Source organism: Streptomyces sp. NPDC026515 (assembly GCF_055567595.1).
Genome location: NZ_JBVHQD010000007.1, coordinates 119,135 through 137,523, shown reverse-complemented (window position 1 = coordinate 137,523; position 18,389 = coordinate 119,135). Strand labels below are relative to the sequence as shown.

Here is an 18,389-nt window from a genome sequence, read left to right as displayed (position 1 = left end):
GCCCTCGCCGGGCCGAGCGTCCTTCCGGGGGACCGGAGGGGCGCTCAGCCGTCGTGGGGGAGGGAATTCCGGTACTCCGTCAGCGCGGTGAAGTCGCCCGCCCGCAGGCCGACACGGGGATCGACGTGGTGGAGCAGGGCCGGCCCGGGGTGGTGGGCGTGGACGTAGCGGGTGTCCGCCGGGGTCTGCTCGTCGTCCACCCAGGCGAACGGCCGGCCCCCGGCGTACGCGAGGATCGCCGCCGTCTTCCAGTGCACCCCGTCGGGCCGATGCGCCAGCAGTTCCTTGCCGAAGTCGACGTACGGCAGCTCGGGCAGGCCCACGACCGGGGCGATCCAGTGGTTCGCCTCGGCCATCCAGGTGGTCGCCCAGCACAGGTCGTAGCCGAGGGCGATGAGTGCCGGGCCGTGGGACGGGTTCAGCCACACCCGCAGCGGACGCCCGGGGCGGACGGTCGCCCGGACCGTCGTGTAGCCCTCCGGGCGCCGCTCCGGCTGTGCCGCGTACGGGTTGAGGGGGCCGTCGACGTCCAGGAACAACAGGGGGCGGCTCATGGGGACAACGTAGGGCAGCGGGCGGCCGTGACACCGGTGAATAAAATCCGCGCCGGACAGGCATAGCGGGGCCGCTCCGCACGCGTCACCACGGGTGCGGGGCCCGGACACGAGGTGGGCCCGGGGGAAGAGAAGGTGACGATGGATGCGGAACTGGGCGAGAGCTTCCGGGAGTTCGTGGACGGCCGGTCCCCGGCGCTGCTGAGAACCGCCGTGCTGCTGACCGGCGGCGACCGGCACGCGGCCGAGGACCTGCTGCAGAACGCGCTGATCAAGGCGGCCGGCCGCTGGCGGCGGATCGACGAACCCGAGGCCTATGTACGGCAGATCCTCTACCGGCAGCAGATCAGCCGCTGGCGCCTGAAGTGGCGGCGGCGTGAACTCAGCGTCGCCGAACCCCCGGAGAGCCCGTCGGCCCCCGACGCCGCGTCCACCGCCGAACTGCGGCTCGTACTGCGCGCGGCCCTGGCCCGGCTCACCGCTCGCCAGCGCACCGTGCTGGTGCTCCGCTACTTCGAGGACCTGCCGGAGGCCGACGTGGCCCGGCTGCTCGGCTGCTCCGTCGGCACCGTACGGTCCACCACCCACCGCTCCCTGGCCCGGCTGCGCACCCTTGCACCCGAACTGGCCGCCCTCGACCCGGACCCCGGCCGCGCGCAGCCGCCGTCCCGTGACTACTCGCCCGTGGAGGTGCGGCCGTGAACGTCGAGGAACTCGTGCGGGACTCCCTGCGGGAGCTGGCCGTTAAACAGCCGCCCCCGGGACCGGGCTTCGCCGACCGGGTGCTGGCCGTCCGCCGGCGCCGCCGCACCCGCAGGCTCGCCTCCGTGGCCGCCGCGACGGCCGCCGTGGTCGCGGTCGCGGTGGCGGTGCCGCTGCTGGACTCCGGGAAGAGCGACGTGCGTCCGTCCGGGGTCGTGCAGCGGGACGGGATCACCGGGCACCCGGACCAGTCGCCGCCGCGCGAGTTCATCGCGGCGGGGCGGACGGCGCTCGCCGCGTACTACACCTGGCGGACCGTGCCGCTGACGGACGACAAGGGTGTGGGCGTGCGCACGTACCGGCTGCTCGACCAGGCGACCGGCACCTACGTGAAGGACCCCCGGTGGGCCTTCGTCGCGGTCGCGCCGGGCCTGCGGTCGGCCGCCGTGCTCGAGCAGACCCTGCCCGTGCGCCGGATCGGCCTGCTCGACCTCGCGACGAGGAAGGTCGAGCGGTGGATCCCGGTCGGGCACGGGGTCGGCGGACTGGCCTTCTCGCAGGACGGGACCAGGCTGCTGGCGACGACGTACGACGCGAACCCCGACGCGCGCGCCAAGGTCCGGAACTTCAAGGGCGGCTGGGGCTGGGGGCCGGCGTTCACCACGTCCGGCCGGACGGGCTTCTACGACATCGACGTGGCCTCCGGCGAGGGCACCTGGACGGGTGTCGCGTCCGGCAGCGACACCCTCCCGCGCGCGGACTTCTCCTACAGCCGCACCGGCGGCCAGGTGTACGCCCAGGTCATCGGGGACCGGGACGGGAAGCAGCAGTTCTACGGCCTCGACGGCGGCAGGATCGCCGCGCCGGCGGACGAGCGGTACCTGCGGACGGACGTCGAGGCACGGCTGTCGCCGAACGGGCGGCTCGCCGCGCTCGGTCTGACCAGGGAGGTCGCCCCCGGGAAGTCGTACTCCTCGATCCGCGATGCCCGCACCGGCAAGGAGATCACCAAGGTCCGCGGCGGCCACCTGCTCGCCTGGGCCGACGACCGGCGGCTCATCGCCTGGGAGCGGGCCAGTGGCCTGGACGAGCCGTACCGCGCCCGGCTCGTGCTGGTGACGATCGGCAGCGACAGGACCGTGCCGTTGAGCGGTGTCCAGAAGGAGATGTACGACGACCTGAAGGCCTGGCAGCCCGTCTTCGCCCGCCGCTGATCAGCCGGCCGCGAACTCCTCGTACACCGCCCGCAGTCCGTCGGCCGCCTCCGGGCCGGCGGACCGCAGCGGTGCCCGTACCGGGCCCGCCGGCCGGCCGAGCGCGTTGAGCAGCGCCTTCGAGGTGACCGTGCCCGGCAGGCCCGCGGCCGTCATCGCCTCGATCAACGGCACGGCCCGCCGCTGCAGTTCGGCGGCGCGGGCGGTGTCACCGGCGTCGAACGCGTCGAGGATCGCGGCGACCCGGTCCGGCACCACGTTCGCGACCGTGCTGACACAGCCCGCGCCGCCCACCGCGTACAGGGCGAGGATGTGCTCGTCGCAGCCCGCGTAGTAGGCCAGTTCCGTGCGCGCCAGCACCTTCTGGGTGCCGAGGAAGTCGTAAGAGCAGTCCTTCACCGCCACGATCGCGGGGTGCGCGGCGAGCCGGACCAGCGTCTCCGGTTCGATGCGGGTGCCGGTGCGGCCGGGGATGTCGTACAGCATCACCGGCAGCCCGCTCGCCCCCGCCACCTCCAGGAAGTGCGCCTCCAGCGCGTCCTGCGGCGGCCTGCTGTAGTACGGCGACACCACCAGCACGCCGTCCGCGCCCGCCTTCTCGGCCGCGCGCGTGAGCTCCACGGTGTGCCGGGTGTCCGCGGTGCCCACGCCCGCCACCAGCACCACCCCCTCGCCGACCGCCTCCCGGACGGCTGAGATGAGCTCGCTCTTCTCGGCGTCCGTGGTGGTCGGCGACTCGCCGGTGGTGCCGTTGAGCACCAGGCCGTCACAGCCGTCCGCGGCCAGCCGTGCGGCCAGCCGCCGGGCGCCGTCGAGGTCCAGCGTGCCGGTGCCGGTGAACGGCGTGACCATCGCACAGAGGGTGCGGCCGAAGGGACGGCGCGGGCCGGCGGTGCCGGGTGGGTTCGTGACGGGTGTCATGGGTGTCATGGGTGTCATGGGGGTTAGTCTCGGCAGCGCGATGGCTTAGCTCCACTTAATTCTTCTGTGCTGTACGTCTTAGGAACGCTAAGTCGTTGCGTGCGCGGGCCGGCCGTGCCGCCCGCCCCGCCTGACCGTCGGCGATCCGGGTACCCGGAAGGTCCGCAGGTACGAGCGGACGCCGACGAGACCAGGAGAGGCAGTAGCCATGACGAAGAGGACCGCACACGGAACGGGGGCCCGACTCGCCGACTCCGCGGGTGCGTTGGCGGCGAAGGCCGACCTCAGGGGGCGTACCCAGGCCCGCGCGGCCGACCTCAAGGACAAGGCCGGTGCGCTGACCGTCCAGTTGCGCGCGGGTGCCACCCGGGCCGGCCACCACGCCCAGGACCGGGCGGCGAAGGGCGGCCACAGTACCCAGGAGCAGTTGACGAAGGCGCGGCACGTGCTGCTGGAGCGGGCGCTGCGGGCCGGACACGTCGTCCAGGAGCAGGCGGAGCGGGCCGGCCACGTGGCCTCCGAGAAGGCCGTCGAGGCGGGCCGCGCAGCGGAGGAGCACCTCCCGCGGTCCGCGCGCGGCGCCCTGCGGTCGACCCGGAGCTCCTCCCGTCCGATGCTGATCGCGGGCGCCGCCCTCGCCGTCGCCGGTGCCGTCGTGGCCGGCGTGATGAGCCGGGCCCGACGCCGCTGAGGGCGGCTCGGCGGCTCTCTCTCCGCCCTCTCACCGAAAACCAGATCCGTCTGGACAAGAAAAGTTTTCGGTGGGAGGGTGGAGTCATGTTGGACGTGACCGTGATCGAGGACCCCGAGGCCGCGGCGGTGTCGCTGGACCCTGTACGGGCCAGGCTGCTCGCCGAACTGGCCGGCGCGCCCGCGTCGGCCGCGATGCTGGCCGGCCGGGTCGGGCTGCCCAGGCAGAAGGTGAACTACCACCTCAAGACGCTGGAACGGCACGGCCTGGTCGAGTTGGCGGGCGAGCGGCGCAAGGGCAATGTCACCGAGCGGCTGATGCGCGCGACCGCCGCGTCGTACGTCATCTCGCCGGCCGCCCTGCCCGCCGTACAGCCGGACCCGGACCGCTTCCGCGACCAGCTCTCCGCGCGCTGGCTGCTCGCGGTCGGCGCCCGTCTGGTGCGCGACGTCGGCACCCTGATCAGTGGTGCCGCCAAGGCCCGCAGGCGGCTGGCGACCTACGCGCTGGACGGCGAGGTGCGCTTCGCCTCCGCCGCAGACCGCGCGGCGTTCGTGCAGGAGCTGACGGCGGGCGTGAGCGCGCTCATCCGCAAGTACGACGCACCCGGCACGGAGGGCGGCCGGGACCACCGGATCGTCGTCGCCCTCCACCCCACGGTCAAGGCCGACCCGCACCCCGTGGCCGTGGACCGGCCCACGGCCACCCCCGAACCGGATCAGTAGGCAGCAGGAGCCCAGACATGTCCAAGGAATTCGAGATCGCCCGCGAGTTCGAGGTCGACGCCACGCCCCAGGAGGTGTGGGAGGCGATCACCAACGGCTCCGGCGCCTACCTGTGGCCGATGGATCCGCCCGAGCCCCGGGTGGGCGGCGCGGCGGCCTTCGGCTCGACCGTGACCGCCTACGAGCCGCCGCACCACCTGATCGTCCGCAGTGAGGACGTCGGGTTCCCGACGCAGAGCGCCAACCAGCTGGAGCACGTGATCGAGCCGCGGGACGGCGGCCGCCGGGCCTGGGTGCGCTACGTCCACAGCGGGATCTTCACCGACGACTGGGACAACCAGTACGACGGTGCGAGCCGGCACACCGACTTCTATCTGCACACCCTGCGCGAGTACCTGGTCCACTTCGCGCCCCGCCCGGTCACCTTCGCGCAGCTCGACGGGGGGCGGGCGGCCCAGGCGCCGGACGCCTTCGAGGCCGTGGGCCGCGCGCTCGGCCTGCCGGACGACCTGGCCGAGGGCGCGAAGGCGAGTGTCCGGGGGCCCGGCGGGCGGACTCTGGAGGCGGTGGTCGACTACCGCAACCCGTACTTCATCGGGCTGCGCACCGACGACGCCCTCGTCCGGTTCTTCGGGCGCAACCACTGGGGCGCCCCGGTCGGCATCAGCATCCACGACTTCGCACCGGACGCCGACGCCGAGGCGAACGGGAGCGCCTGGCAGGACTGGCTGAAGGGGGTGTTCAGCCAGTCCTGAACCGCGGTCGTCAGGGGCGGAAGCGCAGCACCTGCGGGTCGTGGTCGCTGATCTGGTCGTGGAACTCCGAGTTGACGTGCACGCTGTCGTACGCGAAGTCGCCGCCCCGGCGGATCTCCTTGCTGATCAGGATCTGGTCCAGGACCTGCTCGTTGCCCTGGTAGTCGTAGGTGTAGCGCTCCTTCGTCGGCAGCGACCGGATCGCCGACCAGAGCGCGCCGTGGCTCTCCAGGATCTTGGTGGTGCCGGAGAAGTCGAAGTCGTTCATGTCACCGAGCGCGATGACGTTCGCGTCCTTCTGGACGTCCAGGATGCTCTTGACGAACGCGTTGACCAGCGTCGCCTGCGCGTGGCGCTGGACCTCCGAGCTCCGGGCCACCGGCTGGTACTGCGAGGTCAGGCCCTGGTCGCCGCCCTTGGAGTTCAGATGGTTGGCGATCACGAAGACGGTCCTGCCGCGGAAGGCGAATTCGCCGGCCAGCGGCTTGCGGCTGGCGGTCCAGGCGGAGTCCGCCGGGGCGATGCGGCCCGGCGAGGCGGTCAGCCGCGCCTGGCCGTGCACCTCGGTGACGCCGACCGCGGTGGTGGAGTCGCCGCCCGCGCGGTCGACGAAGGACACCCGCTCGGGGTTGAAGAGGAAGACCTGGCGGATGTTGCCGCCGGGCTCGCCGCCGTCCTGGTCGTTGACCGGGTTGATGGAACGCCAGTCGTACCTCGGGCCGCCGGCCGCGACGATGGCGTCGATCAGCTTGTTCACCGTCACGTCGGCGGCGACCGTGCCGTCGTCCGTGGCGCCGTTGTCGTCCTGGATCTCCTCCAGGGACACGATGTCGGGCGACTGCAGGTTGTTCACGATCGCGGCGGCGTGGGCGGCGAAGGTACCGTCGGAGGGGTCGAGGTTCTCGACGTTGTACGTGGCGACGGCCAGCTCGTTCTTCGACTGCTTCGTCGTCGTCTCGCGCTGCAGGCCGCCGCTCCTGAGGGCGCCCAGCTCGCTCGCGACGAGGGTGTAGCCGCCGAACTGGTTGTAGTCCATCGGACCGGTCGTGGGCCCGGCCAGCGTGTCGCCGACGTTCGCCACCGGGAAGCCGGCGGTCGCGCCCAGGGACTGGATCTGGAGGCGGCCGGTGTTCTGGTCGTCGTAGGAGCGGTACAGCGAGCCGCCGCGGACCGTGCGGTTCTCGTGCGGCTTGACCGTGACCCACAGCTCGGCGTACGGGTCGGTCGCGGTGATCACGCGGGTGTCGCGGACCTGGACGTTCATGCCCTCCAGGGACTCGTAGTAGTCCAGGGCGTACTTCGTGGGCCGGAGGGTGAGGCCGTTGACCGAGCCGGCCGCGGCCGTGTCGCCCGCCGGGGTGTACTCGGCCGGCACCGACTTCTTGTCGATCACGACCGGTGCGGGGACCGCGTTGCCGGTGGAGACCGTGGTGACCGTCGGCTTGGTGATCTCGGTCAGCGACTGGTTGCCGGTGGCGGCACCGCCCGGGACGTACTCGGAGACCGTGCCGGTGACGGTGACGGAGTCGCCCACCGCGACCTTCGGGGTGGAGCTGGTGAAGACGAAGACGCCCTCGCTGGTGGCCGGGTCGGCGTCCGGAGCCGGGTCCTGGAGCCAGAAACCCCGTGAGGAGCCGTAGGTGCGCGTGGCGGTGACGATGCCGGGAACGTCCGTCACCTTCTGCCCGGCGTACGGCGATACGCGCGTGGCGCCCTGGACGTCATGGATGCGCAGCCCGTCGGCCTGGGCCGGCGAGGTGAGGGCGACGGTGGACGCCGCGCTGCAGACGGCGGCGACGGCGAGCGCGGCGAGACGCGCGGAAGACCTGCTCGGCAAGGAAATCCCTCCGGGGACATGAACGGTGCCGGGACGAGGGGGCGTGCGTCATGAAATGGGCATGACACGCGTAGACCACGAGTGAACACTTGTCCCCCTGATTTCTACGCGCGTCAATCTCGTACCTGCGCAGGGGAGTTGTCAAGGTTTCGGCCATGCGGGCAACCCGGCCGGGAGATGAACCGGGCGGCATGGGTCGAAATCCGTCTAGGCTGAGCGGCTGAGGCGTACGGCGTCCCGATGGTCGTACGGCCGTCGTACGGAGTCCATGTCGTCGTACGACCGTAGAGGCGTCCGAGGAGAACCACCCGATGTCAGACAGCTCCCCCCTGCCGCCGCTGCGGTTGCGTCCCGAAGCGGAGCTGGCACGCGCCGCGCTGGCCACGCCGCTGCTCTCCCGGGCGGCCCGGCTCGCCCGCTGGGCCGGCCCCGACACCCGCGTCGACGCAGGTGGCGGACTGGCCGAGGAGCAGCTCCCGGCCGCGGCCGAGCTGCTCGGGCTCACCGGGGACGACGCCGCCGCGTACGCCGCCGAGGCCTGGCGGATCGCCCTGGACTCCGGGCTCGTCGAGATCGTCGACGAGGAGGCCGGGACGGTGGCGGCCGGGGAGGAGCTGACGCTGCTCACCGCGGGCTCGCCGCACGACGTCCTCGCGGTCTGGCTGGCCGTGCTGGAGACCGTGATCGGTGACGCGAGCGTGCCCGACCTGGACGGAATTGTCGACGCGCTCGACGAGGGCGGCGAGGTCGATTTCTCGTCACTCGACTGGGACCCCGAGGCGGAGGCGGAATTCCTCGACGGCGTCCTCGGCAACCTGTACCTGCTGACGGTGAGCGAGGACGGTCCCGGCGAGGCGCCCGTGCCGCTGCCCGCGCTCGCCGCGTCGATGATCGTGCCCACCGACATGGGGGAGCCGACCAACGACGTGCTCGAACAGGTCTCCGACGCGATGATGCGGCTCGACGACCAGTTCCGGATGCTGGAGCCGGTCGGACTCGTCGCGTACCAGCCGGTCGACGAGGCGCTCATGGCCGACGCCGAGGAGGAGCCGGCCGCCGGGCCGGTCGACGAGAGCGACGTCACCCGGTACGGCATGGTGCGGCTCACCCCGCTCGGCGCGTACGGGCTGCGGACGCGACTGCTGGAAGCCGGGTTCGAGGCGCCGGCGGTCGGGGAACTCGCCGACAAGGGCGCGGACGCCCTGCTCGACGGGATGGCCGCGTATCCGCAGGGGGCCGCGCAGGCCGAGATCGAGCAGTGGTTGGACCGGCGTGAATCCCTCGCCGCCGCCCGGGAGCTGCTGGCCGCCGCGCGCGGCGAGGACGCGGGCGCGCCGCTGCGCAGACTCCGCTGCCAGCAGGCGCTGTCGCTGGTCGGCGCCGAGGCCGAACCGGCGCTCCGCGAGGTCCTCGGCGACCCCGAGCTGGGCGGGCTGGCCAGGGTCTGGCTGGCCGAACGCGGCGCCGCCGACGTGCCGGCGCCCTCGCCGGACATGATCTTCTGGCTGACCATCGACACGGTCGCGGCGCAGCTGGCGGCCGAGGGCAACTCCGAGGAACTGCAGGCCCTGGTCGAGGGATTGGCCCAGCAGCACGCCGGGTTCTTCGCCGAGGCCTGGCGGGTCGAGCACCCGGACACGGCTGACGTCCTGGAGGCCATGGGACGCCTGCACCCGGACAAGAAGGTCGCCAAGGAGGCCCGTAAGGCGGCGTTCAAGGCCCGGTCGCAGCAAGGGGGGTAGCGGCCCCGGGCGGCCGGGAGGGAGTGCGGTCGCCGACGGCCGGCACGGTCCGCGGCGGGTTCCCGGCGGGCTGCCGGGTGTGACTTTTGGGTTCCGCGGGACGGCGCATACGGATTCGTGGAAGACGCGAAGCCGATGTCGCCCTCCGTTCAGGCGGAGTTCAGGTGTGGACGGGAGCGTGTGCGCCGACTTGAGGTCCGCCACCCGCCACGGCCCCACGACCGTCACAGGAGACACCATGTCGCTCACCCGCAGGGACTTCGCCAGGAAGACCGCGATCACCGGTGCCGGAGTGGCGCTGGCCGGCAGCGTCGGCGCCCTCGCCACCGCCCCGAACGCCCTCGCCTCCACCGAGACCGAGGCGCCCGGCGCGGCCGAGGCGGGGCACGGCCACGGACACGGCGGCGTCGGCTACGGACCGCTGCTCCCCGACCCCGACGGCATCCTCGCCCTCCCCGCCGGCTTCACGTACCGCGTCATCACGTACAGCGGCAGGACCCGGCTGGAGACGGGCGAGTTCACCCCCTCCAACCACGACGGCACCTCCACCTTCGACGGCCCGCGCGGCGCCACCCTCCTCGTCAACAACCACGAACTGGCCGGCCCCCGCGCCAACTGGACCCACCCGGTGCCGCTCACCGAGGGGCTCGTCTACGACCCGGCGGCCGCCGGTGGCTGCACCGTGGTGGAGGTGCGCCACGACAAGGTCGCCGAGTGGGTCGGCATCGCCGGCACCGCCACCAACTGCGCGGGCGGCAACACTCCCTGGGGCACCTGGCTCACCTGCGAGGAGACCGAGGACAGGGCCGGCGTCAACGGCATGACCAAGGACCACGGCTACGTCTTCGAGGTCGACCCCCAGGACCGCCGGGCCAACCGCGACCCCAGGCCGATCAGGGCGCTGGGCCGGTACGCGCACGAAGCCGTCGTCGTCGACCCCAAGCGCGGCCACCTCTACCTGACGGAGGACGCGTCCAACCCGAACGGTCTGCTCTACCGCTGGACCCCGCCCGAGCACTTCCACCACGGCCGCGGCCGGCTGCGCACCCTCGCCGACGACGCGGGCACGCTCCAGGCCTTCAAGTGCTTCGACTCCGGCGGGGTGTTCGTCGACGACCTCTCCCGGGCCACGAAGATCGGCACCGTGTACGGCGTCGACTGGACCGAGGTCCCGGACCGCGACGCGAAGACCACCTCGGTCCGCAAGCAGTTCACCGCCGGCCAGGTCACCCGCGCCCGCAAGCTGGAGGGCATGTGGTGGGGTGACGGGGGCGTGTACATCGTCTCCTCCTACGCCCGCGCGGAGAGCCCCGTCCAGCACGACGGCGCCGTCTGGTTCTACGACCCCAAGCGCCGCACCCTCACCCTGAAGGTCCTCATCGGCGTCAACCCCGACCCGTCCGCGGACGGCGACTTCGACGGCCCGGACAACATCACCGTCTCCCCGTACGGCGGCCTGGTCATCGCCGAGGACGGCGAGGGGATCCAGCACCTGTTCGGCGCCACCGAGAGCGGCCGCACCTACCCCATCGCCCGCAACGAACTGAACGCCGGCACCGAAGAGGAACCGGAATACAGCGAGTTCACCGGCGTCACCTTCTCGCCCGACGGCAGGACCCTCTACGCGAACATCCAGACCCCGGGCATCATGCTCGCGATCACGGGGCCCTGGAAGCGGCAGAAGCGCGGATGACTAATTCGCTCGCCCGACCCGCGGCACGCCTCCTAAGGTGATGAACGTCCAGGTGCGAAGGCAGGACCTACTTCCACTCATAATGGGGCGGCCGCGGGTTCGAGTCCCGCCACCGGTACAACGCGCCGGTGTAGCTCAGGGGCCAGAGCACCTACGTCGGTTCCGCCGGCCTTGAACTCTGGACACCAAGAACTTCATGCACCTCCCGGTGCGTGTGTCACTGGACTCGGGAGGCGCAGCCAGTGGTGGGTGCCCGGTGCGCAGGCAGCGGATACTTCAGGGCCCTGGTCCTCGAAAGAGGGTGCGGGTTCGAATCCCGTCGTCGGCTCAGGGCCGATGTGGCGGAAAGGAAGACGCGCCAGGTCGACGTCCCGTCGCCGAATCCTGATCTCGGGCACCCTCCACTTGCCGCGCCTTTTCCCGGGCTCCCATGAATTCGGGGGATTCACCATGGCGCGATTCAACACGAAGGCGGCCCGGGCACAGCCCGTTTCGCGGGTCACCTCGACCGGAAACGTACTCCGTACCTACCAGGGCGGCCGCGGCCGGGAGCGGGACGCGCGTTCCGAGCTCTTCCTGCTCGCCCTCGCCAACCTCGTCTCGCAGCAGACCTTCTACGAGAACGGTGCCGACCGCGACGACCGGTACGCGAAGCTCGTCCGTGAGCTCGCCGTCACCGATCCGGCCTGGACCGCGGGCCTGCTCGGCTGGCTGCGCGGCGAGGGCAGCATGCGGACCGCCTCCCTCGTGGGCGCCGCCGAGTACGTGCACGCACGCCTGACCACGGGCGCCACCGAGGGCCCCGCGAACCGGCGGGTCGTCGCCTCCGTGCTGCGGCGGCCCGACGAGCCCGGCGAGTTCCTCGCCTACTGGACGGCGACCTACGGCCGAGCCGTCCCCAAGCCCGTCAAGCGGGGGATCGCCGACGCCGTACGGCGGCTCTACCACGGCCAGTCGCTGCTCAAGTACGACACCGCGGCCAAGGGGTACCGCTTCGGCGACATCCTGAACCTGGTGCACGCGGCGCCGGACCCGGACAAGCCGTGGCAGGGCGAGCTGTTCCGGTACGCGCTGGACCGGCGGCACCACCCGGACACGGCCGTACCGCCCGCGTCGAGCCCGGTGCTCGCCGCGCACCGCGAACTGATGGCGCTGCCCGTCGCACGGCGGCGCGCGGTCGTCACCGAGCCCGGTGGCGCCGAGCGGCTCGCGGCGGCCGGGATCACCTGGGAGGCGCTGGCCGGCTGGCTCCAGGGACCGATGGACCGGGCGGCCTGGGAGGCGGTCATCCCGTCCATGGGGGCCATGGCGCTCGTGCGCAACCTGCGGAACTTCGACGAGGCGGGAGTCTGCGACGAGGTGGCCGCCCAGGTCGCGGCCCGGATCAGTGACCCGGCAGAGGTGGCGCGCTCGCGGCAGTTCCCGTTCCGGTACCTCGCCGCCTACCGGCACGCCCCGTCGCTGCGCTGGTCCTGTCCGCTGGAGCGGGCGCTCGGCCACTCGCTGGCCAACGTGCCCGCGCTGCCGGGGCGGACACTGGTGCTGGTCGACCGGTCCGGCTCGATGTGGGGCCCGCTGTCCGACCGCTCGCGGCTCAACCGGGCCGACGCGGCGGCGATCTTCGGTACGGCGCTCGCGCTGCGGGCGGCGGACGCGGACCTCGTCGAGTTCGGTACCACGAGCAGGCGGCTGGCGTTCGGCAGGGGCGAGTCGGTGCTGAGGGTCCTCGGCCGGTTCGGCTCGCTGGGCGGTACCGACACCACCTCGGCGATCCGCTCCCACTACCGGGGGCAGGACCGGGTGCTGATCGTCACCGACGAGCAGTACGCGCACCACCGGGACGGCGACCCCACCCGGCAGGTCCCGGCGCACATCCCGGTCTACACCTGGAACCTGGCCGGCTACCGGGTCGGCCACGGCCCGTCGGGCAGCGCCGGCCGGCACACCTTCGGGGGTCTTTCGGACGCGTCCTTCCGGATGGTGCCGCTGCTGGAGTCCGCCCGGGACGCCGACTGGCCGTGGGCGACGGCCGCCTGACCGTCGTCGGCCCATGAGCGTGGCCCGCACCCGCACGGGGGATGCGGGCCACACCCCTGCCCGCTACAGCGCCTGCGCGCCGGGCTTCACCATGTTCCGTACCGTCCGGGCCTTCACGAACTCGCCCAGTGCCGTCATGTCCCACTCGCCGGAGAACTGGCGGACCAGCTTGGCCATCATCACGCCGGTCTGCGCCTCCGCGCTGGTGAGGTCGAAGCGGACCAGTTCCTCGCCGGTCGCGGCGTCCAGGAGCCGGCAGTAGGCCTTGGCGACCTCCGTGAACTTCTGGCCGGAGAAGGAGTTGACGGTGAAGACCAGGCCGGTGACCTGCGGGGGGATCCGGCCGAGGTCGACCACGATCACCTCGTCGTCGCCGCCGCCCTCACCGGTGAGGTTGTCGCCGGAGTGCTTGATGGCGCCGCCGAGGATGGACAGCTTGCCGAAGTAGCAGCTGTCGACGTGGTCGCGCTGCGGACCGTAGGCGATGACCGAGGCGTCCAGGTCGATGTCCTTGCCGCGGTACGCCGGCTCCCAGCCCAGGCCCATGTGGACCAGGGAGAGCAGCGGGCTGCCGCCCTTGACCAGGGACACGGTCTGGTTCTTCTGGAGGCTGACCCTGCCCTTGTCGAGGTTGATCTTCCCGGCGCCCGGCGCGGGCGGCGCGGGCGGTGCTGCGGGGACGGGCGGGGCCACGACCGGGGGAGCGGTGGGCTGCGGGGCCGGGGCCGCCGCCGGTTCCTCCACCGTCACGCCGAAGTCCGTCGCGATGCCGGCCAGGCCGTCGGCGTACCCCTGGCCGACCGCGCGGGCCTTCCACGCGCCGTTGCGCAGGTAGATCTCGACGACCACCAGGGCCGTCTCGGTGCCCAGCCGCGGAGGCGTGAACGTGCCCAGCACCGAGCCGTCGTCCGCGTTGCGGATGGTCGCCGTCGGCTCGATGCCCTGGAAGGTCTGACCTGCGGCGTCGGGGCTCGCGGTGACGACGATCTTCTCGATGCCGGGAGGCACGGCCGACGTGTCGACGGTGATCGCGTCCGGGGACGTACCGCCGCCGGAGCGGTACGTCACACCCGGGCCGGCGGGCTGGTTGTAGAAGATGAAGTCGTCGTCGGAGCGCACCTTGCCGTCGCCGGTGAGCAGCAGGCCCGACACGTCGAGCCGCACCGGGGCGGCGACGTCCACCGCCACCCGGGAGACGGGAAGAGGGATGTTCGAGCCAGGGGTCATAGCTGTCATGCCGCGTGAACGAACAACACCGCTTTACCGTTCCCTTACCGTCGGGCGGCCCTCCCGGTGTCCCCCGATCGGCCCAGGCAAGCCCGCGATCCGGCTCAGGGGACGACGACGATCTTCCGGCCCACCCCCGCCGCGAACTGCTCCAGCGCCTGCGGATAGCTGTCCAGCGGCAGGCGGTCGCTGATGAAGACCTCCGGGTCCAGGACTCCGTTCGCGAACAGCTCCGCCGCGCGCTCGAAGCTGTGCAGGACGGCCATGGAGCCGGTGATGGTGATCTCCTGGTTGTAGATGCGGTACGGGTCGATCGTCACCCGGGTCGCGTAGTCGGCGACGCCGAACTGGAGGAAGGTGCCGGCCTTCGCGACCCGCTCCAGGCCGTCCTGGATCGCCGCCGCGTTGCCGGTCGCGTCGATCACCACGTCCCAGCCCCGCGGCCGGTCCAGTTCGTCGGCGTTCGCGGCGGACGCCGAGACGCCCAGCGCGCGGGCGGTCTCCAGCCGGGCCGGGTTCAGGTCGACCACGTCGATGCTCGCCGCGCCGGTCCGCTTGGCGAGTTCCAGCATCATCAGGCCCATGGTCCCGGAGCCGTAGATCAGGACGTGCGCGCCCAGGCGGGAGTTGAGCACGTCGTAGCCGCGTACCGCGCAGGACAGCGGCTCGACCAGGGCCGCGTCCTGGGTGCGGACGTGCTCGGGGAGCTTCACGCAGTTGGCGACCGGGGCGAGCGCGTACTGCGCGGCGCCCCCCGGCACGGTCACGCCGATGGCGGCCCAGCGTTCGCAGAGGTTGTTGTGGCCGTCCCGGCAGTACCGGCACTCGTGGCAGTACAGGGACGGGTCGACCGCGACCCGGTCGCCGACCGCCACCTCGGTCACCTGGGTGCCGACGCCGACCACCTCGCCGGCGAACTCGTGGCCGGGCACGATCGGCAGCTTGGGGGCGAACTCGCCCTGGAGGATGTGCAGGTCGGTGCCGCACAGCCCGCACGCGGCCACTTCCACCACGACCTCGCGGGGGCCGGGGGTCGGGTCCGGGACCTCGGTGACGACGGCACGGCCCACGGACTCGATGACGGCGGCCTTCATTTCACGGCTCCCAACGACAGGCCCTGGACCAGTTTGTCCTGGGCGGTGAACCCTGCGGCGAGCACCGGCAGGGAGACGACGAGCGACGCGGCGCACACCTTCGCCAGGAACAGGCCCTGGCTGGTGATGAAGCCGGTCAGGAAGACGGGGGCGGTCTCGGCGACCACGCCCGTCAGCACGCGTGCGAAGAGCAGTTCGTTCCAGCTGAAGATGAAGCAGATCAGCGCGGTGGCGGCGACGCCCGGGAGGGAGATGGGGGCGACCACGCGCGCGAGGATCGTCGGCAGCCGGGCCCCGTCCACCCGCGCGGCCTCGACGACCTCGACCGGGACCTCGGCGAGGAAGGACTGCATCATCCACACCGCGATCGGGAGGTTCATGGAGGTGTAGAGGATGACCAGGAGCCAGATGTTGTCGAGCATCCCGGCGTTCTTCGCGAAGAGGTAGATCGGCAGCAGGCCCGCCACGGCCGGCAGCATCTTCGTGGAGAGGAAGAAGAACAGGACGTCCGTCCACTTCCTGACCCGCCGGATCGACAGCGCGTACGCCGCGGGGAAGGCCAGCAACAGGACGAAGAGCGTCGAGACCACCGACGCCATCGCCGAGTTGATCAGTGCGGGCCACGGGCTCGCGCCACCGCCGACGCCGAAGAACTCGCGGTAGCTGTCCAGGGTGAGGGCGGCGGTGAAGGACGGCGGGTTGGCCGCCGCGTCCGACTCGGAGTGGAAGGACGTCAGCGCCATCCAGGCGATGGGCAGGAAGAACACGATCCCGGTCAGCCACGCGAGCAGCCCGAGTCCGCCTCGTCGTACGACGTTCAGGGCGGTGTTCATGCGCGCGCCACCTCCTCGCGGAACAGCGACGACACCACACGCAGGGCGAAGGTCGCGATGATGATCGAGCCGATGACCACCACGACGCCGGCGGCCGAGGCGAGGCCGTTCTCGTGGGCCTGGTAGAAGCTCTGGTAGACGGTGTAAGGGAGGTTGGCGGTGCCCAGGCCGCCGGAGGTGATCGTGAAGACCGCGTCGAAGTTCTGCACGATGTAGATCGAGCCCAGCAGGCCGCCGAGTTCGAGGTACCGGCGCAGATGCGGGAGGGTCAGGTAGCGGAAGACCTGCCAGTCGCTCGCGCCGTCCACCCGGGCCGCCTCCAGCTGCTGCTGGTCGCGGCTCTGCAGTCCGGCCAGCAGGATCAGCATCATGAACGGCGTCCACTGCCACACCAGTGCGGCTTCGACCGCGAGCAGCGGGTTGTCCGAGATCCAGTCCGGCTGGGGGCCGCCGACGTAGTGCAGCAGGCCGTTGAGCAGGCCGTACTCGGGGTTGTAGAGGACGTGCTTCCACAGCAGCGCGGCCGCGACCGGGACGATCAGGAACGGCGCGATCATCAGGGTGCGGACCACGCCGCGGCCCCGGAACCTGCGGTTCAGCAGCAGCGCCACCACCAGGCCCAGGACCAGGCTGACCAGCACCACGGTGACCGTCAGCAGGACCGTCGTCCACACCGAATGGCGCAGGTCCGGGTCGGTCAGGACCTGGCGGTAGTTGTCGACACCGGTGAAGTGGCGGTCCTTCGGGTAGAGCGCGTTCCAGTCGAAGAACGAGATCACCACGGTCGCCACGAACGGCAGCTGGGTCACCACGATCATGAAGACCAGCGCGGGCAGCAGCGGCGCCCGGGTGGCCCAGGCCCGCAGACGGTCGGACGGGGGCCGGGGCGCCGGCCGCGCGCAGGCGGCGGCGACCCGGGGGGAGGCGGTGGCGGTCATGATCCCTCGTACTTCTTGCCGACGGCCTCGGCGAGCTTCTGGGCCTTCTTCAGCGCGTCGTCCACGGACTGCTGGCCGGCGACGGCGGAGCTGATCTCCTGGGAGACCTTGGTGCCCAGGTCGGTGAACTCGGGGATGTCGACGAACTGGATGCCGGGCGCGGGCCGCGGCTGCACACCCGGGTCGTTGGGCTTGGCACCGGCGATGGCGTCCCGGGTGACGTCCGCGAAGGCGGCCGCCTCCTTGCGGTACTGCGGGATGTCGTACGTCGAGGTGCGCTTGCCGGCCGGCACGTTGGCCCAGCCCGCCTTCTCGCCGACGAGCTTCTCGTAGTCCCTGCTCGACGCCCACGAGATGAACTTCCAGGCGTCGTCGGGGTTCTTGGAGGCCTTCTGGATGCCCCACGCCCAGGTGTAGAGCCAGCCGGAACTGTCGGTCTTGTCGACCGGCGCCGGGACGTAGCCCATCTTGCCCTTCACCGGGGAGCCGGCGGCCTCCAGCGAACCCGCGCCGGAGGTGGCGTCGTACCACATCGCGGTCTTGCCCTGGGTCGTGTCGTTCAGGCACTCGGCGAAGCCGGACTGCGCGGCGCCGGCCTCACCGTGCTGCCGGACCAGGTCGACGTAGAACTGCGTGGCCTTCTTGAACTCCGGGGCGTCCAGCCGGGCCTTCCAGTCCTTGTCGAACCAGGTGCCGCCCATGGTGTTGACGACCGTGGTCAGCGGCGCCAGCATCTCGCCCCAGCCGGGCAGCCCGCGCAGACAGATGCCCTTCATCCCCGGTTCCGCGCCGTCCGCCTTGGCGGCCAGGTCGGCGACCTGCTGCCAGGTGGGATGGGCCGGCATGGTCAGCCCCTTCTTCTGGAAGACGTCCTTGCGGTACATCAGGAAGGACGACTCGCCGTAGAAGGGTTCGCCGTAGAGCTTGCCGTCCGCCGCGGTGAGGGCCTGCCGCATCGGCTTGAGGATGTCCTGCTGGTCGAAGGCGGTGTCCTTCTCGACGTACGAGTCGATCGGCTCCAGCCAGCCGTTCTTGGCGTAGATCGGGATCTCGTAGTTGGAGAGGGTGGCGACGTCGTACTGGCCGGCCTGGTTGGCGAAGTCCTGGCTGATCTTGTCGCGGACGTCGTTCTCGGGCAGCACGGTGAAGTTGACCTTGATCCCGGTGTCCTTGGTGAAGCCGGCCTCGGTGAGCTTCTGCAGCTCCACCATCTGCGGGTTGTTCACCATCAGGACATTGATGGAGTGGGCGGAGGAACCGCCGCCGGCGCCGGCGCCCGAGCAGCCGGCGAGCAGCGAGGTGGTCAGCGTTCCTGCGGCGGCCACCGCAAACAGGGCGCGGGGCGTTCGTCGGCTCTGGGTTCGCATGGGGTACTCCTGGAGAACTGATGGGGAGATCTGAAGGACTTATGGGTACATAAGGGGCG

16 protein-coding genes are annotated in these 18,389 nt (G+C 71.7%); 8 read left to right on the top strand and 8 right to left on the bottom strand.

The features are described 5' to 3' along the window. Window positions 1-44: 44 nt before the first annotated feature. A complete protein-coding gene (locus ACZ4O3_RS16015; RefSeq protein ID WP_362723753.1) occupies window positions 45-554 on the bottom strand; it encodes a hypothetical protein in 510 nt (169 codons plus the stop codon). A 141-nt stretch (window positions 555-695) separates the two neighbouring features. Here ACZ4O3_RS16015 and ACZ4O3_RS16010 point away from each other — a divergent pair, with 141 nt between their 5' ends. Beyond that, window positions 696-1,256 carry a SigE family RNA polymerase sigma factor gene (locus ACZ4O3_RS16010; protein WP_467722842.1) on the top strand — a complete coding sequence of 187 codons (561 nt, stop codon included), beginning with the start codon at window positions 696-698 and terminating at the stop codon, window positions 1,254-1,256. Continuing rightward, on the top strand, window positions 1,253-2,470 hold the full coding sequence (locus tag ACZ4O3_RS16005; RefSeq protein WP_467722563.1) for a WD40 repeat domain-containing protein: 1,218 nt from the start codon (window positions 1,253-1,255) through the stop codon (window positions 2,468-2,470). Before ACZ4O3_RS16010 ends, ACZ4O3_RS16005 begins: the two co-directional genes overlap by 4 nt. Here the strand turns inward: ACZ4O3_RS16005 and dapA are convergent, their stop codons facing one another. Then, complete coding sequence (dapA, locus tag ACZ4O3_RS16000) at window positions 2,471-3,391, bottom strand: 4-hydroxy-tetrahydrodipicolinate synthase (RefSeq protein ID WP_467722561.1); 921 nt, start codon at window positions 3,389-3,391, stop codon at window positions 2,471-2,473. A gap of 208 nt (window positions 3,392-3,599) precedes the next feature. Between dapA and ACZ4O3_RS15995 the strand changes: the two genes are divergently transcribed. The 3 genes from ACZ4O3_RS15995 to ACZ4O3_RS15985 all read left to right on the top strand — a co-directional run bounded on the left by ACZ4O3_RS15995 (window position 3,600) and on the right by ACZ4O3_RS15985 (window position 5,562). Beyond that, window positions 3,600-4,082, top strand: a complete 483-nt coding sequence (locus tag ACZ4O3_RS15995) for a DUF3618 domain-containing protein (RefSeq protein WP_467722559.1) — start codon at window positions 3,600-3,602, stop codon at window positions 4,080-4,082. An 86-nt stretch (window positions 4,083-4,168) separates the two neighbouring features. After that, entirely contained in the window at window positions 4,169-4,807 is a 639-nt protein-coding gene (locus tag ACZ4O3_RS15990) for an ArsR/SmtB family transcription factor (RefSeq protein ID WP_467722557.1), read from the top strand. Window positions 4,808-4,824: 17 nt separating this feature from the next. Then, entirely contained in the window at window positions 4,825-5,562 is a 738-nt protein-coding gene (locus ACZ4O3_RS15985) for an SRPBCC family protein (protein ID WP_362723343.1), read from the top strand. A 10-nt stretch (window positions 5,563-5,572) separates the two neighbouring features. On the opposite strand, the gene ACZ4O3_RS15980 is transcribed toward ACZ4O3_RS15985, so the two are convergent. Continuing rightward, window positions 5,573-7,399: an endonuclease/exonuclease/phosphatase family protein gene (locus ACZ4O3_RS15980; RefSeq protein WP_467722555.1), complete on the bottom strand. Its 1,827-nt coding sequence runs from the start codon at window positions 7,397-7,399 to the stop codon at window positions 5,573-5,575. 311 nt (window positions 7,400-7,710) lie between these two features. Between ACZ4O3_RS15980 and ACZ4O3_RS15975 the strand changes: the two genes are divergently transcribed. From ACZ4O3_RS15975 to ACZ4O3_RS15965, 3 genes are all read left to right on the top strand, one after another. Next, entirely contained in the window at window positions 7,711-9,141 is a 1,431-nt protein-coding gene (locus tag ACZ4O3_RS15975; RefSeq protein ID WP_467722553.1) for a hypothetical protein, read from the top strand. 238 nt (window positions 9,142-9,379) lie between these two features. Further along, window positions 9,380-10,834, top strand: a complete 1,455-nt coding sequence (locus tag ACZ4O3_RS15970) for an alkaline phosphatase PhoX (protein ID WP_467722551.1) — start codon at window positions 9,380-9,382, stop codon at window positions 10,832-10,834. Window positions 10,835-11,284: 450 nt separating this feature from the next. Beyond that, a complete protein-coding gene (locus ACZ4O3_RS15965) occupies window positions 11,285-12,871 on the top strand; it encodes a TROVE domain-containing protein (protein WP_362727785.1) in 1,587 nt (528 codons plus the stop codon). A gap of 63 nt (window positions 12,872-12,934) precedes the next feature. Here ACZ4O3_RS15965 and ACZ4O3_RS15960 read toward each other — a convergent pair whose 3' ends face one another. From ACZ4O3_RS15960 to ACZ4O3_RS15940, 5 genes are all read right to left on the bottom strand, one after another. After that, window positions 12,935-14,098: a TerD family protein gene (locus ACZ4O3_RS15960; RefSeq protein ID WP_467722549.1), complete on the bottom strand. Its 1,164-nt coding sequence runs from the start codon at window positions 14,096-14,098 to the stop codon at window positions 12,935-12,937. Between the two features lie 104 nt (window positions 14,099-14,202). Continuing rightward, the gene (locus tag ACZ4O3_RS15955) at window positions 14,203-15,192 is read right to left on the bottom strand and encodes a zinc-dependent alcohol dehydrogenase family protein (protein ID WP_362725147.1); all 990 of its coding nucleotides are present in this window, start codon (window positions 15,190-15,192) and stop codon (window positions 14,203-14,205) included. After that, window positions 15,189-16,025, bottom strand: coding sequence for a carbohydrate ABC transporter permease (locus ACZ4O3_RS15950; RefSeq protein ID WP_362725150.1), 837 nt, complete (start codon window positions 16,023-16,025; stop codon window positions 15,189-15,191). Before ACZ4O3_RS15950 ends, ACZ4O3_RS15955 begins: the two co-directional genes overlap by 4 nt. Continuing rightward, window positions 16,022-16,963: a carbohydrate ABC transporter permease gene (locus ACZ4O3_RS15945; RefSeq protein WP_467722547.1), complete on the bottom strand. Its 942-nt coding sequence runs from the start codon at window positions 16,961-16,963 to the stop codon at window positions 16,022-16,024. The genes ACZ4O3_RS15950 and ACZ4O3_RS15945 overlap by 4 nt, the downstream gene beginning before the upstream one ends. Next, window positions 16,960-18,330, bottom strand: a complete 1,371-nt coding sequence (locus tag ACZ4O3_RS15940) for an ABC transporter substrate-binding protein (RefSeq protein WP_467722546.1) — start codon at window positions 18,328-18,330, stop codon at window positions 16,960-16,962. The genes ACZ4O3_RS15945 and ACZ4O3_RS15940 overlap by 4 nt, the downstream gene beginning before the upstream one ends. Window positions 18,331-18,389 lie beyond the last annotated feature (59 nt).